17 protein-coding genes and 2 tRNA genes are annotated in these 20,089 nt (G+C 74.0%); 18 read left to right on the top strand and 1 reads right to left on the bottom strand.

Features of this window, described 5'->3' with window-relative positions:
• The first annotated feature begins 50 nt into the window (after window positions 1-50).
• Window positions 51-1,217 (top strand): hypothetical protein, encoded by a 1,167-nt coding sequence (locus tag ACFRAV_RS24620; RefSeq protein ID WP_382558430.1) that lies wholly within the window; start codon window positions 51-53, stop codon window positions 1,215-1,217.
• A 48-nt stretch (window positions 1,218-1,265) separates the two neighbouring features.
• Here the strand turns inward: ACFRAV_RS24620 and ACFRAV_RS24615 are convergent, their stop codons facing one another.
• The gene (locus tag ACFRAV_RS24615; protein WP_351114499.1) at window positions 1,266-2,279 is read right to left on the bottom strand and encodes a M48 family metallopeptidase; all 1,014 of its coding nucleotides are present in this window, start codon (window positions 2,277-2,279) and stop codon (window positions 1,266-1,268) included.
• A 162-nt stretch (window positions 2,280-2,441) separates the two neighbouring features.
• Here ACFRAV_RS24615 and ACFRAV_RS24610 point away from each other — a divergent pair, with 162 nt between their 5' ends.
• From ACFRAV_RS24610 to holA, 17 genes are all read left to right on the top strand, one after another.
• The gene (locus tag ACFRAV_RS24610; RefSeq protein ID WP_382558429.1) at window positions 2,442-2,603 is read left to right on the top strand and encodes a hypothetical protein; all 162 of its coding nucleotides are present in this window, start codon (window positions 2,442-2,444) and stop codon (window positions 2,601-2,603) included.
• Window positions 2,604-2,689: 86 nt separating this feature from the next.
• Window positions 2,690-3,343 (top strand): nicotinate-nucleotide adenylyltransferase, encoded by a 654-nt coding sequence (gene nadD / locus ACFRAV_RS24605; protein ID WP_382558428.1) that lies wholly within the window; start codon window positions 2,690-2,692, stop codon window positions 3,341-3,343.
• A gap of 16 nt (window positions 3,344-3,359) precedes the next feature.
• A complete protein-coding gene (locus tag ACFRAV_RS24600) occupies window positions 3,360-5,201 on the top strand; it encodes an LCP family protein (protein WP_382558427.1) in 1,842 nt (613 codons plus the stop codon).
• A gap of 282 nt (window positions 5,202-5,483) precedes the next feature.
• On the top strand, window positions 5,484-5,933 hold the full coding sequence (rsfS, locus tag ACFRAV_RS24595) for a ribosome silencing factor (RefSeq protein ID WP_382558426.1): 450 nt from the start codon (window positions 5,484-5,486) through the stop codon (window positions 5,931-5,933).
• On the top strand, window positions 5,930-6,604 hold the full coding sequence (locus ACFRAV_RS24590) for a histidine phosphatase family protein (RefSeq protein ID WP_382558425.1): 675 nt from the start codon (window positions 5,930-5,932) through the stop codon (window positions 6,602-6,604). The genes rsfS and ACFRAV_RS24590 overlap by 4 nt, the downstream gene beginning before the upstream one ends.
• Window positions 6,605-6,715: 111 nt before the next feature.
• Window positions 6,716-6,788 (top strand) — tRNA-Ala (locus ACFRAV_RS24585).
• 149 nt (window positions 6,789-6,937) lie between these two features.
• Complete coding sequence (locus tag ACFRAV_RS24580) at window positions 6,938-7,720, top strand: hypothetical protein (RefSeq protein ID WP_382558424.1); 783 nt, start codon at window positions 6,938-6,940, stop codon at window positions 7,718-7,720.
• 150 nt (window positions 7,721-7,870) lie between these two features.
• Window positions 7,871-8,104 carry a hypothetical protein gene (locus tag ACFRAV_RS24575; RefSeq protein ID WP_108955357.1) on the top strand — a complete coding sequence of 78 codons (234 nt, stop codon included), beginning with the start codon at window positions 7,871-7,873 and terminating at the stop codon, window positions 8,102-8,104.
• A 125-nt stretch (window positions 8,105-8,229) separates the two neighbouring features.
• Window positions 8,230-8,302 (top strand) — tRNA-Ala (locus ACFRAV_RS24570).
• 287 nt (window positions 8,303-8,589) lie between these two features.
• Window positions 8,590-11,481: a leucine--tRNA ligase gene (gene leuS / locus ACFRAV_RS24565; protein ID WP_382558423.1), complete on the top strand. Its 2,892-nt coding sequence runs from the start codon at window positions 8,590-8,592 to the stop codon at window positions 11,479-11,481.
• 179 nt (window positions 11,482-11,660) lie between these two features.
• Entirely contained in the window at window positions 11,661-12,416 is a 756-nt protein-coding gene (locus ACFRAV_RS24560; RefSeq protein ID WP_382558422.1) for a hypothetical protein, read from the top strand.
• Between the two features lie 108 nt (window positions 12,417-12,524).
• A complete protein-coding gene (locus ACFRAV_RS24555) occupies window positions 12,525-13,370 on the top strand; it encodes a DegV family protein (RefSeq protein ID WP_382558421.1) in 846 nt (281 codons plus the stop codon).
• A 522-nt stretch (window positions 13,371-13,892) separates the two neighbouring features.
• Entirely contained in the window at window positions 13,893-14,801 is a 909-nt protein-coding gene (locus tag ACFRAV_RS24550; RefSeq protein WP_382558420.1) for a helix-hairpin-helix domain-containing protein, read from the top strand.
• A complete protein-coding gene (locus ACFRAV_RS24545) occupies window positions 14,798-17,473 on the top strand; it encodes a ComEC/Rec2 family competence protein (protein WP_382558419.1) in 2,676 nt (891 codons plus the stop codon). The genes ACFRAV_RS24550 and ACFRAV_RS24545 overlap by 4 nt, the downstream gene beginning before the upstream one ends.
• Window positions 17,474-17,801: 328 nt before the next feature.
• Entirely contained in the window at window positions 17,802-18,680 is an 879-nt protein-coding gene (locus tag ACFRAV_RS24540; protein WP_382558418.1) for a YceI family protein, read from the top strand.
• Between the two features lie 50 nt (window positions 18,681-18,730).
• The gene (locus ACFRAV_RS24535; RefSeq protein WP_382558417.1) at window positions 18,731-18,976 is read left to right on the top strand and encodes a hypothetical protein; all 246 of its coding nucleotides are present in this window, start codon (window positions 18,731-18,733) and stop codon (window positions 18,974-18,976) included.
• Window positions 18,977-19,038: 62 nt separating this feature from the next.
• Window positions 19,039-20,028: a DNA polymerase III subunit delta gene (gene holA, locus ACFRAV_RS24530; RefSeq protein ID WP_382558445.1), complete on the top strand. Its 990-nt coding sequence runs from the start codon at window positions 19,039-19,041 to the stop codon at window positions 20,026-20,028.
• Window positions 20,029-20,089: the final 61 nt, after the last annotated feature.

Below are 20,089 nucleotides of genomic sequence, written 5' to 3'. Positions count from 1 at the left end.
GGCCCGGACGGGGGCGTTTACCGCGAGGCGGCAGAACCCACTCTGAAAGTATGGGCGGGCCCGGAGAGCCACCCGACGGCACACCCGACGGCGCCGCGGGCGGCAGCGAGGACGAGTACCGATCCGTCGTCTTCGACGAATCGTTCGTCAAGGCTGCCCGCCTCCAGGAGTACAGCGCGCAGGAACGTCTCGCCGATCACTCGCCGCCGGTACGGACCCGGCCCACCGGAATCCACCGGCTCTCCCGGCAGGCCCTGGTGCTGGCCCTGCTGGTCATGATCGCCTTCGTCACCGCCGTCTACCTGGGCGTGCGCTCCCCCCACCTGCCGTCCTCCGCCCGCCGGGTCGCCGACCCGGTGCGGGTGACCGTCGTCCCGCTGGCCCCTCCGCAGGCCGTGCCCGGCGCCGGCGACGCGGACCGGCTCTACGAGGCGAGCCCGGCGCGCGCCTACGAGACCGGGGAGAAGGGCGTCACGATGCCTCCCGCCCGGCGTACCGAGCACTTCTCGGACGGCCAGGTCATCGCCGCGCTCGCCGCGGCCCGGGACTACGTCATCGGCTCCTCGCTCGACCCGAAGGTGCTGATGGGCGACGCCACCCGCTCGGTGCGGGTGCTGCTCGACCCCGACCAGTTCGACCAGTTCGACCGGAGCATGGGCGAGAGCGCCAAGGGCGCGGCCGCGGACGCGGAGGAGGCCGACGCGGACGCCTCCGCGCCGCTGGGCTGGCTGGTCCGCTTCGACCCCACCCGGGTACGGCTCGCCGACCCGGAGATCCGGGTGCACGGCACCTTCAAGGTCGTCGAACGCGGCGCGGCCACCCTGGAGGTGGTCGCCGACCACGTCTTCGTCTACGCCCTGGCCAAGGCCGGGGACGACCGCGCCACCCGGGCGGACGGGGCCGACCGCGCCCAGGGGCCGGGCAGGGCCGACGACGGCGGCAAGAAGAAGGAGCAGGTCTCCCTGTTCACCGTGCGGCGCGAGGTGCGGCTTCGGTTCGACCCGGACAACCTGCGGCTGCGCCAGGTGCGGGTGGTGGCCGCCTCGGTGCAGGCGGGGCCGCTGTCCTGCACCGGGGACCCCGACCAGGTGCTGCGTCCGCTGCTCGCCGGCCAGCGGGCCGACGAGGCCGCGCCGCCGGGCACCGACCCGTACCGGGCCGCCAGCCCGACCGGACTGTGCGGCACCCTCTCCCCGGCGGCGATGCCCAAACTCTGACCCGGCCGCAGTTGCCCCGCGGCCCGGGGCGGTCCGGGCCCGCCGGCGTCACTCCCCGCCGAAGCCCCGGCGTATGCGGTCCGTGGCGCCGCCGACCAGCTTCATCAGCGGGTCGGCGGAGGTACGGACGGTCTCCGCGTAGCTGGCCGCCGACTCGCGGAAGGCGTCCGTCACCGAGGCGTCCTTGTCCTCCTCGCGCCGCGGGTAGTGGCCGTCCATCAGCCGCTGGTAGTCCCGCGAGGACGCCCAGCGCTTGAGCTCGGCGGCCCGCACCGTGGTGAACGGGTGGGAGCGCGGCAGCACGTTGAGGATCTTCAGCACCGAGTCGCGCAGGTCGCCGCCCGCCTCGTACTCCTCGGCCTGGCGCAGGAAGGCGTCCACGTTCATCTCGTGCAGGTGGTTGCCGCCGGCCAGCTTCATCAGGCCGCGCATCGACGCGTGGACGTCCTGGCCGACCAGCAGGCCCGCGCGGTCCGCGGACAGCTCGGACTTGCGGAACCACTCGCGCAGCGCCGTCACGATCGCCATCACCGCGACGCTGCCCAGCGGGATCCACGAGACGCGGACCGCCAGGGTGGTGAGGAAGAGCAGCACCGTGCGGTAGACGGCGTGACCGGAGAGCGCGTGCCCGGCCTCGTGGCCGACGACCGCGCGCATCTCCTCCTCGTCGAGCAGCTCGACCAGGCCCGTGGTCAGCACGATGACCGGCTCGTCCAGACCCACGCACATCGCGTTGGGCTTCGGGTCCTGGGTCACGTACATCGCCGGGACCTTGGGCATGTCGAGGATGTAGCAGGCGTCCCGCAGCATGTCGTGCAGGTGCGGGAACTGCTCGTCGCTCACCCGGACGGAGTCGGACAGGAAGAGCAGACGCAGACTGCGCTCGGGGATCAGGCCGCTGAGGGCCTTGAAGACCGTGTCGAAACCGCTGAGCTTGCGCAGCGCGACCAGCGCGGAGCGGTCCGCCGGGTGCTCGTAGGCCCGGGACGACAGCCCCGGGAAGCGCCGCCGGCTGCGCGCCGCCGTGTGCTGCTCCCGCTCGGTGTTGTCCTCGCCCGGCATCAGGCCCCCCGCCCGTGTCGTCCACCCACTGCGCGACCGGCCGGCGCGGCCGGTGCTGCTGTGGGTAGGACGAGCGGGCGGGGCCGATGGTTCCCGCGACCGACCGGCGCTTACGATGAGCCGACGTCCTTACCCAGCCCATACGGATTGGTCCAGCCGAAGATGAGCTTTCAGCAGAGCGCCGCGCAGTTGGTCACCCTCGCCTCGGAAGGCGGCGAGGGCGGTCACCACATGAACCTCAACCCCCTGCTGCCGGGCCTCGGCGCCTTCGTGATCCTCCTGCTGCTGCTCTTCATCACCGTGAGCTTCAACCGCGACCGGTGAACCGGAACGACTGATCCCGTGACCCGTCCGCAGGTGGGAGAGGTCGAGGTCAAGCTTCCCCGACCGGGCCGGTAGGGTCTGCACGCATGGGAGAGCAGGACATGCCTGCCGGTCCGGCCGGCGTCCCGGCCGCCGGCCGGGCCGACAGGGGAGGACGCCGCCGCCTGGGCGTGATGGGCGGCACGTTCGACCCGATCCACCACGGGCACCTGGTGGCGGCCAGTGAGGTCGCCGCCGCCTTCGGCCTGGACGAGGTCGTCTTCGTGCCCACCGGCCGGCCCTGGCAGAAGAGCCACCGGACGGTCACCCCGGCCGAGGACCGTTACCTGATGACGGTCATCGCCACCGCCGAGAACCCGCAGTTCTCGGTGAGCCGCATCGACATCGACCGCGGCGGTCCGACGTACACCACGGACACGCTGCGCGACCTGAGCGCGCTCAACCCGGACACCGATCTCTTCTTCATCACGGGCGCGGACGCGCTCGCCCAGATCCTCACCTGGCGGGACGCGGACGAGCTCTTCTCCCTCGCGCACTTCATCGGCGTGACGCGGCCGGGACACACCTTGCACGACCCCGGGCTCCCCGAGGGCGGTGTCTCGCTCGTCGAGGTGCCCGCTCTCGCCATCTCCTCCACGGACTGCCGTGCGAGAGTCGCCAAGGGCGCCCCCGTCTGGTATCTGGTGCCGGACGGAGTCGTGCGCTACATCGACAAGCGCCAGCTGTACCGCGGCGAGTGAGCCGAGAGGGGCACCGGTGAACGACCGATACGACGCGGGACACGCGGGACACGCGGACGGCCAGTACGAACTGGTCGGCTACGACGAGTACGGGCAGCCCGTGTACCGGCAGGCTCCGCGCCAGGCCGGCCCGCAGGGCTACCCGCCCCCGCGGCAGGGCGGCCAGGAGCAGCAGCCGCAGGGCTACGGCTACGACCCGTACGCCTCGGGCGGCGGGCAGCAGCAGCCGCCCACGACCGGGTACGACGCCTACGGGGCGGGCCCCGGCACCGGCCAGCAGGCCCCCGTGCCCCCGGCCGGCCCTCCCTACGGCGGGCAGTACGGCGGTCCGCCGCCCGGCCCCCGGCAGGCCCCCGGCCGTCCCGGCCCCGGAGCGGGCCCCGGACCACAGGGACAGCCCGGGCAGCGGACCGGACCGGGTCAGCAGGCGCAGCACGGTCAGCAGGCGCAGCACGGCCGGCCGTACGGCGGCCCCGGTGCGCCCCTGGGCCGTCCCGGCGTCGCCGAGCGGGACGCCCGCATCCCGCAGCAGGGACCTCCCGGGCAGGCCCCGCGCCGTGACCAGGGAGCCGGGTACGACACCGAGCAGTTCGCCTTCGTCGAGGAGCAGGACGGCGAGTCCGAGGACGTCATCGACTGGCTGCAGTTCACCGAGAACCGCACCGAGCGCCGCGAGGAGGCCAAGCGCCGCGCCCGCGCCCGGATGACGGCGGTCCTCGTGGTGCTGGCCCTGGTCGTGGTCTGCGGCGGCGGCTACCTCTGGTACGCGGGCAAGCTGCCCTTCCTGTCCTCCTCGGACACCGCACAGGGCACGAACGTCGCCGCCGGGGCGCAGAAGCGCGACGTGATCGTCGTCCACCTGCACAGCACCAAGGGCTCGGACACCTCCACCCTGCTGCTGGTGGACAACGCCACCACCGAGCAGGGCAGCGCCGTGCTGCTGCCCAACTCGCTGGCCCTCACCGACCAGGACGGCAACACCACCACGCTCGGCCAGTCCGTCGGCGACGACGGCTCCTCGGGCACCCGCGAGTCCCTGGACACCGTCCTGGGCACGCGGATCGAGGGCACCTGGCGGCTGGACACCCCGTTCCTCCAGATCCTGGTCGACATGGTCGGCCACATCGAGGTCGACACCGACACCGACGTGCCCGACCCGAAGGCCCCGGACGAGGGCCCGCTGGTGCACCAGGGCGAGCAGCAGACCCTCAGCGGCCGGATGGCCTCCGCGTACGCCACCTACCGGGGCGCCGGTGAGCCGCAGAGCGCGCAGCTCGAGCGGTTCGGTCAGGTGATGCAGGGCGTCCTGCGCAAGCTCTCCTCGGACAAGGAGGGCGCCACGCGGACCGTGCAGACGATGGGCCAGATCATCGAGCCGCCGCTCACCGACGAGGACCTCGGCAGCTTCCTCGCCGGTCTCGCCGACCGCGCCAAGGGCGGCGACTACCGCAGCACGGTGCTGCCGGTGGAGCAGGACGGCACGCTCGGCGAGAAGGCCGGGCAGGAGGTCGTCGGCAAGATCCTCGGCGGCCAGGCCAAGAGCCCGGCGGAGGAGGGAGACGGCGTCCGCGTCAGCGTGCGCAACGCCACCGGCGGCAAGACCGACGCCAAGAAGCACCCGCTGGCCGACCTGGCCCGCGTCGCGCTGGTCAACGGCGGTTACACCTACGTCGCCGCGGGCAGCTCGCAGACGGCCGCCACCTCCGAGGTGCGGTACGCCGAGGCAGGGGACAAGGAGAAGGCGGCCGAGGTGGCCCGCACCCTGGGCCTGCCGGACACGGCCGTCGCCAAGGGGAAGACGGCGGCCAACGCCGACGTCACGGTGGTGCTCGGCCAGGACTACGCGCCGGGCTCCTGACCGGCCCGGCCGTGTCGTACGGAGCCGGTCCCGCAGCACCGCGGGGCCGGCTCCGGCCGTCCGGGGCGCGGTGGCGGTGCGGCTTCCGGTGACCGGCGCCGGCGACCGGGCGATCCGGGTCCGTCCGCCGGCGGGCGGCGGGCTGCGGGCAGCGGGCTGCGGACCCCGGCGAACGTGTGGCACGGGCGGCGTGTGGCCATGGCCTCGCGGTGATCCGTGGGGAGGCCCGGGCCGTCCGTGAGACCCTGGACAGGTAGAAGTCCGACGACGGAAAGCCAGGCAGTGACCGCCACCGACCGATCCATCGAGCTCATCACCACCGCCGCCCAGGCCGCGGCAGACAAGCTCGCGCACGACATCATCGCCTACGACGTCAGCGACGTGCTGTCGATCACGGATGCCTTCCTGCTCGCCTCCGCGCCCAACGACCGCCAGGTCAAGTCGATCGTCGACGAGATCGAGGAGCGGCTGAGCAAGGAGCTCGGCGCCAAGCCGGTGCGCCGTGAGGGCGACCGCGACGCCCGCTGGATCCTGCTCGACTACGTCGACATCGTCGTGCACGTCCAGCACAGCGAGGAGCGCGTCTTCTACGCCCTGGAGCGGCTGTGGAAGGACTGCCCCGAGCTGGAGCTCCCGGAGGACGCCAAGGCGACCCGCGGCAAGGCCGAGGAGCACGCCAAGGAGCGGGCCGCGCAGGAGGAGGCCGGCCTCGACGACGGTGACCTCTGGTGACGGTCGGCCCGGGAGAGCTCGCCGCGAGGAGTGCCGGCCGCGGCCGGCGCCTGATCCTTTGGCGCCACGGCCAGACCTCGTGGAACCTGGAGCGCCGCTTCCAGGGCACCACGGACGTCGACCTCACCGACACCGGCCGCGCCCAGGCCCGGCGCGCCGCCCGGCTGCTGGCCGGGCTGTCGCCGGACGCGATCGTCGCCTCCGACCTGCGGCGCGCGGTGGACACCGCCTCCGAGCTGGCCGCCCTGACCGGCCTCGAGGTCGTCCAGGAGGAGGGCCTGCGGGAGACCTACGCGGGCGTCTGGCAGGGCCTCACCCACGACGAGATCCTCGCCCGGCACGGTGAGGAGTACCTGGCGTGGAAGCGGGGCGAGCCGGTCCGGCGCGGCGGCGGCGAGCTGGAGACCGAGGTGGCCGACCGGGCCGCCCCGGTCGTGCTGCGGCACGCCGACAAGCTTCCGGCCGGCGGCACGCTGGTCGTCGTCAGCCACGGCGGCACGATCCGCACCACCATCGGCCGGCTGCTGGGCCTGGACGCCCACCTCTGGGAGGGCCTGGGCGGCCTGTCCAACTGCTGCTGGTCGGTGCTGGGCGAGGGCGCCCGCGGCTGGCGTCTGCTGGAGCACAACGCGGGCTCCCTGCCGGAGCCGGTGCTCGGCGACGACACCTGACCGCGTCCCCGGGCCCCGTCCGGGGCCCGGGACCGGCCGATTTCACTTTCCGGCTGGTCACAGGCTAGAGTTCTACTCGTTCGCCCCGCCGAGCGGCGGAGAGAACAGCAAGGGGCTATAGCTCAGTTGGTAGAGCGCCTGCATGGCATGCAGGAGGTCAGGAGTTCAATTCTCCTTAGCTCCACATTCGGAGGATCCCGTCCGGTCGTCAGACCGGGCGGGATCTTCGTTTTTCCGTGATCTAGAGTGTGCGCCGCCGGTCGACAACCGACCGGCCTTCCTCACAGAACCAGGGGCGGGATGAAAAGAACCGCACAACTCGGTCGTGTCCTGGTGGCAGGCACGACCGCGCTCGTCGCCACGCTGCTCGGCACGCCGAACGCGCAGGCCGCGGAGGGAGACATCTCCTTCTCGGAGATCGTCTTCAACGAGGGCAAGCCGATCGTGGTCGGCATCACCAACCCGGTCGAGGTGCCGCTCACGTACACCGTGCGCAGCACCGTCAAGCTGGACTTCTGGGACGTCGACGCGTACCGGGGGACCATCGACACGAACAGCGAGCGGCTGCTCGTGAACTCCTCGATCCGCTGGGGTTGCGCGACCACCGTCCAGTCCGGCTACATCTACAACCGGTGCGAGGAGACGGCGAGCGTCGACCCGCGGTGGATATTGACCCATACCGTGAACGACGACCTCGTGAACGGCGACGCCACGGTGTGGAAGACCTACGGCCTGGGCGGACGGTACGAGAAGGGGTACGACGGGGACACCACGTCCGCCACCGTCACCCTCCAGCGGGCCTCCCGCGTCCAGAGCCACAACGCCTCCCCGGAGCCGGTGGCCAAGGGCGGGACGATCACCGTCAAGGGCACCGTGCAGCGGGCGAACTGGACCGAGCACCGGTACGACACCTACGGCGGGCGCCTGGTGAGCCTGCAGTTCAAGCCGGCCGGTTCCTCGACGTACACCACGGTGAAGAAGGTCACGGCGAGCAGCAGCGGCGCGCTGAGGACGACGGTCACCGCGAGCCAGGACGGCACCTGGCGGTGGCGGTACTACGGCAACACGACCACCGGCGCCAGCTCGTCGAGCGGCGACTACGTGGACGTGCGGTAGGGAAGGGATCCCGTCCGAAGGGCGGGATCTTTTCCTATCAGCATGGCGATGAGCCCGCCGCCCCGGCGTCGTCCCCGTCCGGCCACCGGCCCACGTGGCAGAATCGGACGGCCGGAAGGGGAGCACGGTCCGACGGGAGGGAGCTGGCGCGTGGGGGCACACCGCAGGAAGTGCGACTGGTGCGGCAGCGGCACGCCGATCGTGCGGGACATGGAGCCGGTCAACGAGGAGTACCAGTACTGGTGCGAGGAGTGCGCCAGGGCGCTGATCATAAAAGGCGACCCCATCGAGACCTACCGTGAGCTCGAGGGCGAACCGATCTACGGCCGGCTCCTCGACGAGCTCTGCACGCTGAAGCGCTTCTACTCGTTCGAAACCGCCTGAGAGGCGCGACCTTCCAGGCGAACGGGACAGACCGGAAACGATTTGGTGTCCCACCCCCACGGTCATGTAATGTTCTCTGTGTCGCCGGGGGAACCGCAGAGGGAAGCCCGGACGGCGCACCGCAAGGGGCTATAGCTCAGTTGGTAGAGCGCCTGCATGGCATGCAGGAGGTCAGGAGTTCAATTCTCCTTAGCTCCACAGTGACGAAGGCGGGTCATCCGGAAGGATGGCTCGCCTTCGGCGTTCCCGGCCCGTTCCCGCCCGGTTTCCGAGGGCCGGAAGTCCGTCGCAGCGTCTGTGAGGGCTGCGGTACCCTGACGCCATGCGTGCCGTACGCCTTCTGCTTAGCGAGCCGCGCTGATCAATCCCGGCCACCACGAGATTCCGTGGCCGGCATCGGCGCGGCGCCCCCTCCTGTGCGAGGGGCTTTTTCATTTCCGGGCCACGCCAAGCAGAGACGACGTCGATCAGGAGCTTTGAGGATCATGAGCGAGACGAACCCCGCTTCCGCCGCCGAGTCGGCGGAGGTCGCGCCGCACCGCTACACGGCCGCCCTGGCGGCCGAGATCGAGGCACGCTGGCAGGACTTCTGGGACGCCGAGGGGACCTACGAGGCCCCCAACCCGTCCGGCGACCTGGCGGGCGACCCCGAGGTCGCCGCCCGCCCCAAGAAGTTCATCATGGACATGTTCCCGTACCCCTCGGGTGCGGGCCTGCACGTGGGCCACCCGCTGGGCTACATCGCCACCGACGTCTACGCCCGCCACCAGCGGATGACCGGGCACAACGTCCTGCACACCCTGGGCTTCGACGCCTTCGGCCTGCCGGCCGAGCAGTTCGCGGTGCAGACCGGCACCCACCCGCGGGTCTCCACCGAGGCCAACATGGCCAACATGAAGGCGCAGCTGCGCCGCCTGGGCCTGGGGCACGACAAGCGCCGGTCGTTCGCCACGATCGACCCGGAGTACTACCGCTGGACCCAGTGGATCTTCCTGCAGATCTTCAACTCCTGGTACGACACCGAGGCCGGCAAGGCCCGCCCGGTGTCCGAACTGGTCGCGCAGTTCGAGAGCGGCGAGCGTGCGGTTCCCGGCGGCCGTGCCTGGTCCGAGCTGTCCGCCGTCGAGCGCGCCGACCTGCTGAGCGAGTACCGCCTGGCCTACGCCTCGGACGCGCCGGTCAACTGGTGCCCCGGCCTGGGCACCGTGCTGGCCAACGAGGAGGTCACCGCCGACGGCCGTTCCGAGCGCGGCAACTTCCCCGTCTTCAAGGCCAAGCTGCGCCAGTGGAACATGCGCATCACCGCCTACGCGGACCGCCTGCTGGACGACCTGGACGGGCTGGACTGGCCCGAGGCGATCAAGCTGCAGCAGCGCAACTGGATCGGCCGCTCCGAGGGCGCCCGCGTCGACTTCCCCGTCGCCGCCGAAGGCGAAGCCGCCGCGATCACGGTCTTCACCACCCGCCAGGACACGCTGTTCGGCGCCACCTACATGGTGCTGGCGCCGGAGCACCCGCTGGTGGAGAAGTTCACCCCGGCCGCCTGGCCGGAGGGCACCCGCGAGGCATGGACCGGCGGTCACGCCACCCCGGCCGAGGCGGTCGCCGCCTACCGCGCGCAGGCCGCGTCCAAGTCGGACGTCGAGCGCCAGGCCGAGGCGAAGGACAAGACCGGCGTCTTCACCGGCGTCTTCGCGACCAACCCGGTCGACGGCGAGCGGATCCCGGTCTTCATCGCCGACTACGTGCTGATGGGCTACGGCACCGGCGCGATCATGGCCGTCCCGGCCCACGACAGCCGCGACTTCGCCTTCGCCCGCGCCTTCGACCTGCCGATGCGCTGCGTGGTCGAGCCCACCGACGGCCGCTCCACCGACCCGGCCGACTGGGACGAGGCATTCGCCTCCTACGACGCGAAGCTGATCAACTCGGCGAGCGAGGACGTCTCCGTGGACGGCCTGGGCGTCGTCGAGGCCAAGGCCCGGATCACCGCCTGGCTGGCGGAGCGGGGCATCGGCGAGGGCACCGTCAACTACCGCCTGCGCGACTGGCTGTTCAGCCGTCAGCGGTACTGGGGCGAGCCCTTCCCGATCGTCTACGACGAGGACGGCGTGGCGCACCCGCTGCCCGAGTCGATGCTGCCGCTGGAGCTGCCGGAGGTCGACGACTACTCGCCGCGCACCTTCGACCCGGACGACGCGGACACCCGGCCGGAGACCCCGCTGTCCCGCGACGAGGACTGGGTCAACGTCACCCTGGACCTGGGCGACGGGCCGAAGAAGTACCGCCGCGAGACCAACACCATGCCCAACTGGGCCGGCTCCTGCTGGTACGAGCTGCGCTACCTGGACCCGCACAACGACGAGAAGCTGGTCGACCCGGCGATCGAGCAGTACTGGATGGGCCCCCGCGAGGGCATGCCGCACGGCGGCGTCGACCTGTACGTGGGCGGCGCCGAGCACGCGGTGCTGCACCTGCTGTACGCGCGGTTCTGGTCGAAGGTCCTGTTCGACCTGGGGTACGTTTCCTCGGCCGAGCCCTTCCACAAGCTGTTCAACCAGGGCATGATCCAGGCCTTCGTCTACCGCGACAGCCGGGGCATCGCCGTGCCGGCCGCCGAGGTGGAGGAGCGCGACGGCGCCTACTGGTACCAGGGAGAGAAGGTCTCCCGGGTGCTGGGCAAGATGGGCAAGTCCCTGAAGAACGCCGTCACGCCCGACGAGATCTGCGCCGAGTACGGCGCCGACACCCTGCGCCTGTACGAGATGGCGATGGGTCCGCTGGACGTCTCCCGCCCGTGGGACACCCGCGCGGTCGTCGGCCAGTACCGCCTGCTGCAGCGGGTGTGGCGCAACGTCGTCGACGAGGCGACCGGCGAGGTCACCGTGGTCGACGACGCCGAGCCCGATCAGGACACCCTGCGGGCCCTGCACAAGGCCGTCGACGGCGTCCGCCAGGACCTGGAGGGCATGCGGTTCAACACCGCCATCGCCAAGATCACCGAGCTGAACAACCACCTGACCAAGTCCGGCGGCGCCCTGCCGCGGTCGGTGGCCGAGCCGCTGGTGCTGATGATCGCCCCGCTGGCCCCGCACATCGCCGAGGAGCTGTGGCGCCGCCTGGGCCACACCGGCTCGGTCGTCCACCAGGACTTCCCGGTGGCCGACCCGGCCTACCTGGTCGACGAGACGGTGACCTGCGTCGTGCAGATCAAGGGCAAGGTCAAGGCCCGCCTGGAGGTCTCGCCGTCCGTCTCCGAGGCGGAGCTGGAGAAGATCGCCCTGGCCGACGAGAAGGTGGTCGCGGCGCTGGCCGGGGCCGGCGTGCGCAAGGTGATCGTCCGCGCACCCAAGCTGGTGAACATCGTCCCGGCGTAGGCGCCGCCCGGGCGGGCAGCCGGTCCCCTAGGGGACGCAGGGCCTGCGGAACCGGGGAAGGATCAGGGGCAGGACCGGCGTTCCGTGGAACTCGGGGCCTGCCCCTGGCGTTTACCGTGGGAGAGTGGGGAGAGGACGTACTCCCTCACCGGACGGCCGGGCGAGAAGGAGGAACTGCGGTGGATGTGATCCTTGCGGTGATCGCGGTGATCTTCGTGCTGCTCGTCTCACTGGCGGTCTGGGGGACGGTGAAGGCCGTCGGCGCCGCCCGGCGCGGCGTGGACCGCACCCTCACCCAGGCGCGCCGCACGGTCGAGGACACCACGCTGAGGGCCCGCTCGCTGGGCCGTCCCGGGCCGGCGGGGGAGGTCGCCGAGCTGCGCCTCAAGCTGCGCACCTCGCTGCGCGCCACCCAGCAGGCGCTGGAGGCGGGCTCCCCGGAGGACGGCTCGCTGGCGGAGTCGGCCGCCCTGTTCGACCGGCTGAGCGTCCACGGCCGTGAGCTGGACGCCGACCTGAAGCGGCTGGAGTCCGACCCCGACCGCGCCACCCTCGCCGACCGGCTGCCCGGCCTGCGCGAGCGCACCGACCGCATCGTCAGCTCCGCCGACGCCCTGCGCTGGGCCGCCCTGGACCGGGCGCACCGGTTCGCCGCCGACGACCTGGACACCCTGAGCGCCCAGATCGACGTCGAGGCCGGCGCCCTGCGGCACTGGGACCGGGCCGAGGCGCCGGAAGCGGCCCCGGAGCCGCCCGCCGGCCGTGAGCGGCGGCACGACCCCGGGGCGCGCCGCGAGAGGACTCCGGACCCGCGGGCCGCCCGCCGGCCGGCCTCCGGCCCGAGGACCGGCCCGGCCGCCCTCGACCCGTCGCGGCCGCGCACCCCCAACCCGTGGGAGAAGCAGCCCCAGGCGCGTCCCGAGAGCACCACCTGACCCGTGCGGCCCCCGCGGGCCGGACGACCCGTCCGGCCCGGGCGCGGTAACGCCCCTGTCACCGGGGTGGCATGCCGGGCGGGGAGTACGGCAGGTAACCTCCAAGCCATGTCCCGCCATGTCGCGATCGTCACCGATTCCACGGCCTACCTGCCGCCCAGGACGACGGCCCGGCACGGCATCACCTCCGTCCCGCTGACCGTGGTCCTCGGCAACCGGGCGCTGGAGGAGGGCACCGAGATCTCCGCACGCTCGCTCGCCGAGTCGCTGCGCAGGAAGCTTCCGGTCACCACCTCGCGGCCCAGCCCCGAGACCTTCGCCGAGACCTACCGGCGGATCGCGGAGACGGGAGCCTCGGCGATCGTCTCGCTCCACCTGTCCGCCGAGTTCTCCGGCACCTACGACGCCGCCGTGCTGGCCGCGCGGCAGGCTCCGGTGCCGGTGCGCGTCGTCGACACCGGGATGGTGGCGATGGCGCTCGGCTTCTGCGCCCTGGCGGCCGCCGAGACGGCGGAGGCGGGCGGCGGCGTCGACGAGGTGGTCGCGGCCGCGGAGAAGCGGGCCGAGGCGACGTCGGCGTTCCTGTACGTCGACACGTTGGAGTACCTGCGGCGCGGCGGCCGCATCGGGGCCGCCCAGGCCTTCGTCGGGTCCGCGCTGGCGGTCAAGCCGCTGCTGCAGCTGGCCGACGGGCGGATCGAGCCGCTGGAGAAGGTGCGCACGGCGTCCCGGGCCATCGGGCGGCTGGAGGAGATCGCCGCCGAGCGGGCGGGCGCGGCCGAGGTCGACATGGCGGTGCACCACCTGGCGGCACCCGAGCGGGCCCTCGCCCTCGCCGACCGGCTCCGCGCACGGGTCCCGCGCCTCGCCGACCTGCACGTCAGCGAGGTGGGCGCGGTCATCGGGGCGCACACGGGGCCGGGGCTGCTGGCCGTGGTGATCTCCCCGCGGTGATCTCCGCGTGGTGATCTCCTCGGGGTGATCTCCTCGGGGTCACTCCTTGGGGTGACGCGGTTGTCCACAGCCGGGGCGGTCGTCCACAGGTTTCCACCTTGATCATCGCGATGTGCGGTATCGGCGGATCCTGGGCCCATGACCACGGGAACCTCACTCCACACGTCTCCTTCCTTCCCGATGCCGCGCGCCGCCGCCGCTGCCGGTGCGGTTCCTGGCGCCGCCTCCGGGGTGCCGCGTCCGGCCGCGGCTGACGGGTTTTCGGCTGTGCGACGCCTGCCGCCCCGGGCCGCTCCGGGGCGGGTGCCGGGACCGGCTCCGGGACGGGCTCCGGGGACCGGCGGGGCGCCGCCGGTGGCCGGGACCGTGCCGCTGTCGGGGAGGGCCCCCGGGGGAGGGGGCGCGACGATGCGGGCCGCCCGGCGGCCGTGGTGGGCCGAACCCGAACCGGGAACCGGGACGGCCGGCCCCGAGGCGCGCGACGCACCGCCCCCGGGGAGCAGGCCCGCCGCCCTGCGCGCGATGCCGCGTACGCCCTCCCGCGCTGAGACCGGCGTGGGGGCGGGCGGGGGGCACGGACGGGGCCGGCACCGTCGGGTCCCCGAGGCGGCGGAGGTCACGCGGCACCGGGCGGCGGCGCTGTTCGCGGTGACGCCCGGCGGCGCGCCGGTCCCGCCCGTCCCGGCGCCCCTCCCGGAGCCCGTCCCGGCGTCGTCGGCGCAGGAGACCGGGCCCGAGGCGGGGCGGGCGTTCGCCGACCGGCTGGAGGCGGTGCGGGACCGGCTGCCGCCGTGGCTGCGGGCGACCTGCGCGCTGCACCGGCGGGGCGTCGTCGCCCTCGCCGCGCTGCTCGCCCTCGCGGTGGCCCTCGCCCTCCAGCACCACCTGGCGGCCCGGCCCCGGCCGGTGGCTCCGCCGAGCGGTGTCACGGGGGCCGAACCGAGCCCGTTCCGGCCCCGGCCCGCCGCCGCGTCAGGGCCGGCGACGGCTCCGCCGATCGTGGTGGACGTCGGGGGCAAGGTCCGTGACCCCGGGGTGCACAGCCTGCCCGCCGGATCCCGGGTGGCGGACGCGCTGCGGGCCGCGGGCGGGGTGCGGCCGGGGGCGGACACCGGCGTGCTCAACCGAGCCAGGTTCCTGGTCGACGGCGAGCAGTTGCTGGTCGGGATCGACCCGCAGCCGGGGGCCGCGCCGCCCGCCTCCGGCCCGGCGCCCGCCGCGGGAGCCCCCGGCCCCGCCGCCCCCGTGTCGCTGAACACCGCCACCGTGGAGCAGTTGGACGCGTTGCCCGGCGTGGGCCCGGTACTGGCCCAGCACATCGTCGACCACCGCACCAGCTCCGGCGGGTTCCGCTCGGTGGAGGAGCTGCGTGAGGTCAACGGCATCGGCGACCGGCGCTTCGCCGACCTGCGTGACCTGGTCCGGCCGTGACCGGCCCGGCCCGGGCGACGGAGCGCGTCCCCGCCCACGCCGAGGCCGGACCCCGGGGCGCCTCGCACCCGCGGCAGGAGGGCCCCGCGGACCTCCGGCTGGTCGGCCCGGCACTGGCCGCCTGGGGGACCGCCGCCGTCACCCTGCCCGCGCCGACGGCGGTCGCCTGGGCGGTGGCCGTGGCCGGACTGGTGACCGCCCTGGCCCTGCTCCGCGCCCGGGGCAGCCCTCGAACGCCGGACCATCTCGCGACGGGGCCAGGGCCCGCCGTGAGGAGGTCCGGAGCACCCGGAAGGCGACCCGGGCCGTCCGCGCCGCCCGCGACGCGGCTCGGGCAGCTCCCCACGGAGCCGGCCCCCGTGGCCGCGTCGGCCTTGTCGGCCTCGTCGGCACCCTCGGCCACGCGGCCCGGGCCGCGGGTGACGGTGGCCGCGGTGCTGCTCTGCGCGGCCGGGGCCGCCGCCTCCGCGGGGCTGCACGGCGCGCAGTTGCGCAGCGGTCCCGTGCCGGCCCTCGCCGACCGTGAGGCCACCGTGACCGCCGAGGTGCTGCTCACCTCCGACCCGCGCCTCGCGCGTCCCCGGGTGACCGGAAACCGCTCCGTGCCGCCCACCGTTCTCGTCGACGCGGAGATCCGCCGCCTGGACGGGCCGTCCGGGCAGGCGGCGGCCCTCCACACCCCCGTACTGCTGCTCGCGGACCCGGGCGAGGCGCGCGCCCGGTGGCTCGCCCTGCTGCCGTCCACCCGCCTCGCCGTCACCGGCCGTCTCGCGCCCGCCCGTTCCGGCGGCGACCGGTTCGCGGCGGTGCTCAGAAGCCGCGGCGGTCGCGCCCCGCGCGTGGTCGCCGGCCCCGACCGGGCCCAGCGGACCGCCGGCCGCCTGCGGGCCGGACTGCGCGAGGCCACCGACGGCCTCGAACCGGACGCCCGCGCCCTGCTGCCGGGCCTCGTCGTCGGGGACACCTCCCGCATCACCCCGGAGCTCGACCACGTCTTCCAGGAGACCGACCTCGCCCATGTCCTCGCCGTCAGCGGCTCCAACCTGACGATCCTGCTGGCCCTGCTGCTCGGCCCGCCCGGTACGGCCCAGCGCGCCGAACGCCGTGGACTGGCGCCCCGGCTGGGTCTCACCCTGCGGTCCACCGCCGTCCTCGGCGGCGCGCTCACCCTCGGTTTCGTGGTGGTCTGCCGTCCCGACCCCAGCGTGCTGCGGGCCGCCGCCTGCGGGGCGGTGGTGCTGCTCGCCCTGGCGACGGGGCGGCGGAGGGCGATGGTCCCGGCGCTGGCCGCCGCCGTGCTGCTGCTGGTGCTGTACGACCCCTGGCTCGCCCGCAGCCCGGGCTTCCTGCTGTCCGTGCTGGCCACCGGCTCGCTGCTGCTCCTCGCCCCCCGCTGGAGCGAGGCGCTGCGCCGCCGCGGGGTCCCGCCCCGGCTCGCCGAGGCGCTCGGCGCGGCCGCCGCGGCACAGGCGGTGTGCGCCCCGGTGGTGGTGGTGTTCTCCGGACGGGTCAGCCTGGTCGCGGTGCCCTGCAACCTGCTCACCGAGTTCGCGATCGCCCCCGCCACCGTCCTGGGCTTCGCCACGCTGCTCACCGCGCCGTTCGCCATACCGGTGGCACGGCTGCTGGCCCGGTGCGCGGGATGGCCCGCCGGATGGGTGGTCGACGTGGCGCGGGCCGGGGCGGGGCTGCCGGGCGCCGGGGTGGACTGGCCCGAGGGCTGGGGCGGTGCCGCGCTGCTGGCCGCCGTCACCCTGGCCGTGCTGCCGGCGGCGCGCCGGCTGCCAAGGCGCCCGCTGCTGTGCGCGGGGTGCGGTCTGCTGCTGGTGCTCGCGGTGCTGCGCCCGCCCCAGGTGACCCGGCTGGTCACCGGATGGCCGCCGCCGCACTGGCGGATGGTGGTCTGCGACGTCGGGCAGGGCGACGCCCTGGTCCTGAACGCCGGGGCCGGCGCCGCGGTCGTGGTCGACGCGGGTCCGGAGCCCGAACCGGTCGACCGGTGCCTGCGGACGCTGGGCGTCCAGCGCATCCCGCTGGTGGTGCTCACCCACTTCCACGCCGACCACGTGGCGGGCCTGCCGGGGGTGCTGCGCGGCCGCGCGGTGGCGGAGATCGCGGTCACCGGGCTGCCGGACCCCGTCGACCAGGCGGCCTTCGTACACCGCACCGCCGCCCGGGCTGCGATCCCCGTCACACAGGCCCTCGCCGGACAGGAACGGCATACCGGGCGGCTGCGGTGGCGAGTAGTCTGGCCCGCGGCCGCCCCCCACCCCTCGGCGGCGGACTCCGGGGCGCTCACCCCGAACGACGCCAGCGTCACCCTGCTGGTGCGGACCGCCGGCCTGCGACTGCTGCTGCTCGGGGACCTGGAACCCCCGGCCCAGCGCGCTCTGGCCGCCTCGCCCCTCCTCGCCGGACCGGGCGGGGTCGACGTCCTCAAGGTCGCCCACCACGGATCGCCGCATCAGGACACCGGACTGATGCTCCGTCTGACGCCGCGCCTGGCCCTGATCAGCTGCGGCAGGGACAACTCCTACGGGCATCCCGCACCGTCCACCGTGGCGGCGCTGCGTGCCCGCGGAGCACTGGTGCTGCGGACCGACCGGGACGGAGCGCTGGCGGTCGTCGGCGGCAAGGGCGGCCTCCGGGCCGCCACGGCCGGACCCGGCTGACCCCGGGCCCCGCACCGGGACCCGGCGCCACCCGCGGGGATCCCGCACGGCGGGGATCCCGCACGGCGGGGCGACCGGCACCCGAGCGCCACCCGCCGGAATCCGGCACCCCGGAGGGCGTCTTCACCGTGCCCGACCGTACCGGCCCGACCCGTACGCACCCCACGGGCACGAGCAGCCACACCAGCACGAGCAGCCCCACCCGTACGAGCCGCACCAGCACGAGCCCCACCCGCACGAGCAACCTCACGTACGAGCCCGATCACCCCAGGAGGACCCGCATGTTACCGAGAAGCACCCGCCCCGCAGCGCAGAGAGGCCGACGCCGATGATCCGCTGGCTGACCGGCAGGACCCACCGGACGACCGGCACCGGCGTCCTGTCCGCCCTGCGCATACCCTCCCAGGCCGGAGTCGTGGTCGGCCGGGTGATCGACCCCGTCAACGAGGTCGTCGCCGGGGCCGAGTTCACGCTCACCGACTCGCTCGGCCGCAAGGCGGTGGGCGGCGGCACCGACCCGTTCGGGAGCTTCCTCGCCGCGGTCCCGCCGGGCGAGTACCGGGTCGCCGTGTCCGCCGAGGGCTTCCTGCCGCACCGGTCGACGGTCCAGGTGCTCGAGGACCAGCTCGCCGCGCTGGGCGACATCCGGCTCGAGGTGGCCCCGCCGCCCGAACTGCCGCGCCCCGGCGAGTGGGAGCTGGACCAGGGCCACAGCACCATCGCCTTCACGGCCCGCCACATCGGCCTGGCGCGGGTCCACGGCCGCTTCGACTCCTTCGCCGGGGCGCTGCGGATCGGCGAGACCATGGACCGGTCGGCCATGCACGTCGTGATCAACGCCGCCTCCATCAACACGGCGGTCCGGATGCGCGACGACCACCTGCGCTCCGCGGACTTCCTCGACGTCGCCAACTACCCGACGATGGAGTTCTACAGCGACCGGTTCGTCCACCGGGGCGGCTCCCGCTGGCACGTGACCGGGGCCCTCTCGCTGCACGGCGTCACCCGCACCGTCACCCTCGACACCGAGTACCTGGGCGTCGGGACCGGGGTGGAGGGCGAGACCCGGGCCGCCTGCCGTGCCAGCACCGAGCTGCACCGGGACGACTTCACGATCACCTGGCAGGCCATGCTGGCCCGGGGCATCGCGGCGGTCGGCCCGAGCATCCGGATCGAGATGGACATCCAGGTCGTTCCCAAGAGCTGAGGGGCGGGGGCGGGGCGGGGGCCCGGCGGGGCATGTCGCAAAATGTCCGCGTGAACGATGTGAGACACGTGCTGGTGTTCCCCGACCGTGACGCGGCACAGGAGGCGGCCGAGGCCCTCGGCGACCGCTTCGGGGTGGACGAGGAACCGCGGATCGTCCGGGACGCCCTGGCCGGCGAGGACGATGCCGAGGACGCCCAGTGGCTGATCGTGCTGGCCGACGAGGACGAGGAGCTGGACCCCGCCGCCCTCGACGGGTTCGCCGGTGAGTGGGACGGCTGGCGCGAGGAACCGTGACCGGACGGGCGGCCCCGGCCGCCCGGCCCGGGCTGTCGGCGACGCGTGGGATGCTGGAGCCGATGGCCAGGAAAACAGCTCAAGACGATCTCCTCGCGCCGGTCACCCTGGCCGTGGGCCAGGAGGATCTCCTCCTCGACCGCGCCGTGCGGGAGGTGGTCGCCGCGGCCCGCGCCGCCGACGCGGACACCGACGTCCGCGACCTCACCCCGGACCAGCTGCAGCCCGGCACCCTCGCCGAGCTGACCAGCCCCTCGCTGTTCGCCGAGCGCAAGGTCGTAGTGGTCCGCAACTCCCAGGACCTTTCCGCGGACACCGTCAAGGACGTCAAGGCGTACCTCTCCTCGCCCGCCGAGGAGATCACCCTGGTGCTGGTCCACGCCGGCGGCGCCAAGGGCAAGGGCCTGCTCGACGCGGCCCGCAAGGCGGGGGCCCGGGAGGTCGCCTGCCCCAAGATGACCAAGCCGGCCGACCGGCTCGCCTTCGTCCGCGGCGAGTTCCGCGCCGCCGGGCGCTCCGCCACTCCCGAGGCCTGCCAGGCGCTGGTCGACGCGCTCGGCAGCGACCTGCGGGAGCTGGCCTCGGCCGTCTCCCAGCTGGTCGCCGACGTCGACGGCACCGTCGACGAGGAGGTCGTGGGCCGGTACTACACGGGCCGCGCCGAGGCCTCCAGCTTCACCGTGGCCGACCGGGCCGTCGAGGGGCGGGCGGCCGAGGCGCTGGAGGCGCTGCGGTGGTCGCTGTCGACCGGCGTCGCGCCCGTCCTCATCACCAGCGCGCTGGCCCAGGGCGTGCGGGCCATCGGCAAGCTGCTCTCCGCCCGTGGCGGCCGCCCCGCCGACCTGGCGCGCGAGCTCGGCATGCCGCCGTGGAAGATCGACCGGGTGCGTCAGCAGATGCGCGGCTGGAGCGAGGACGGCGTCTCCGTCGCCCTGCGCGCCGTCGCCGAGGCGGACGGCGCGGTCAAGGGAGCCGGCGCCGACCCCGAGTACGCGCTGGAGAAGGCCGTCGTCACCATCGCCCGCGCCGCCCGCTCCCGCGGCCGGAACTGAGAGCGTGGAGCGGCCCGCGCCGCACGGAACGGCGGCGGGCCACCGGGGATCCTTCCCGGTC

It is taken from the genome of Streptomyces sp. NPDC056600 (genome assembly GCF_042792855.1).
GTDB lineage: Bacteria > Actinomycetota > Actinomycetes > Streptomycetales > Streptomycetaceae > Streptomyces.
The sequence above is the reverse complement of the archived record's forward strand: the minus strand, read 5'-3'. Positions and strand labels throughout refer to the sequence as shown.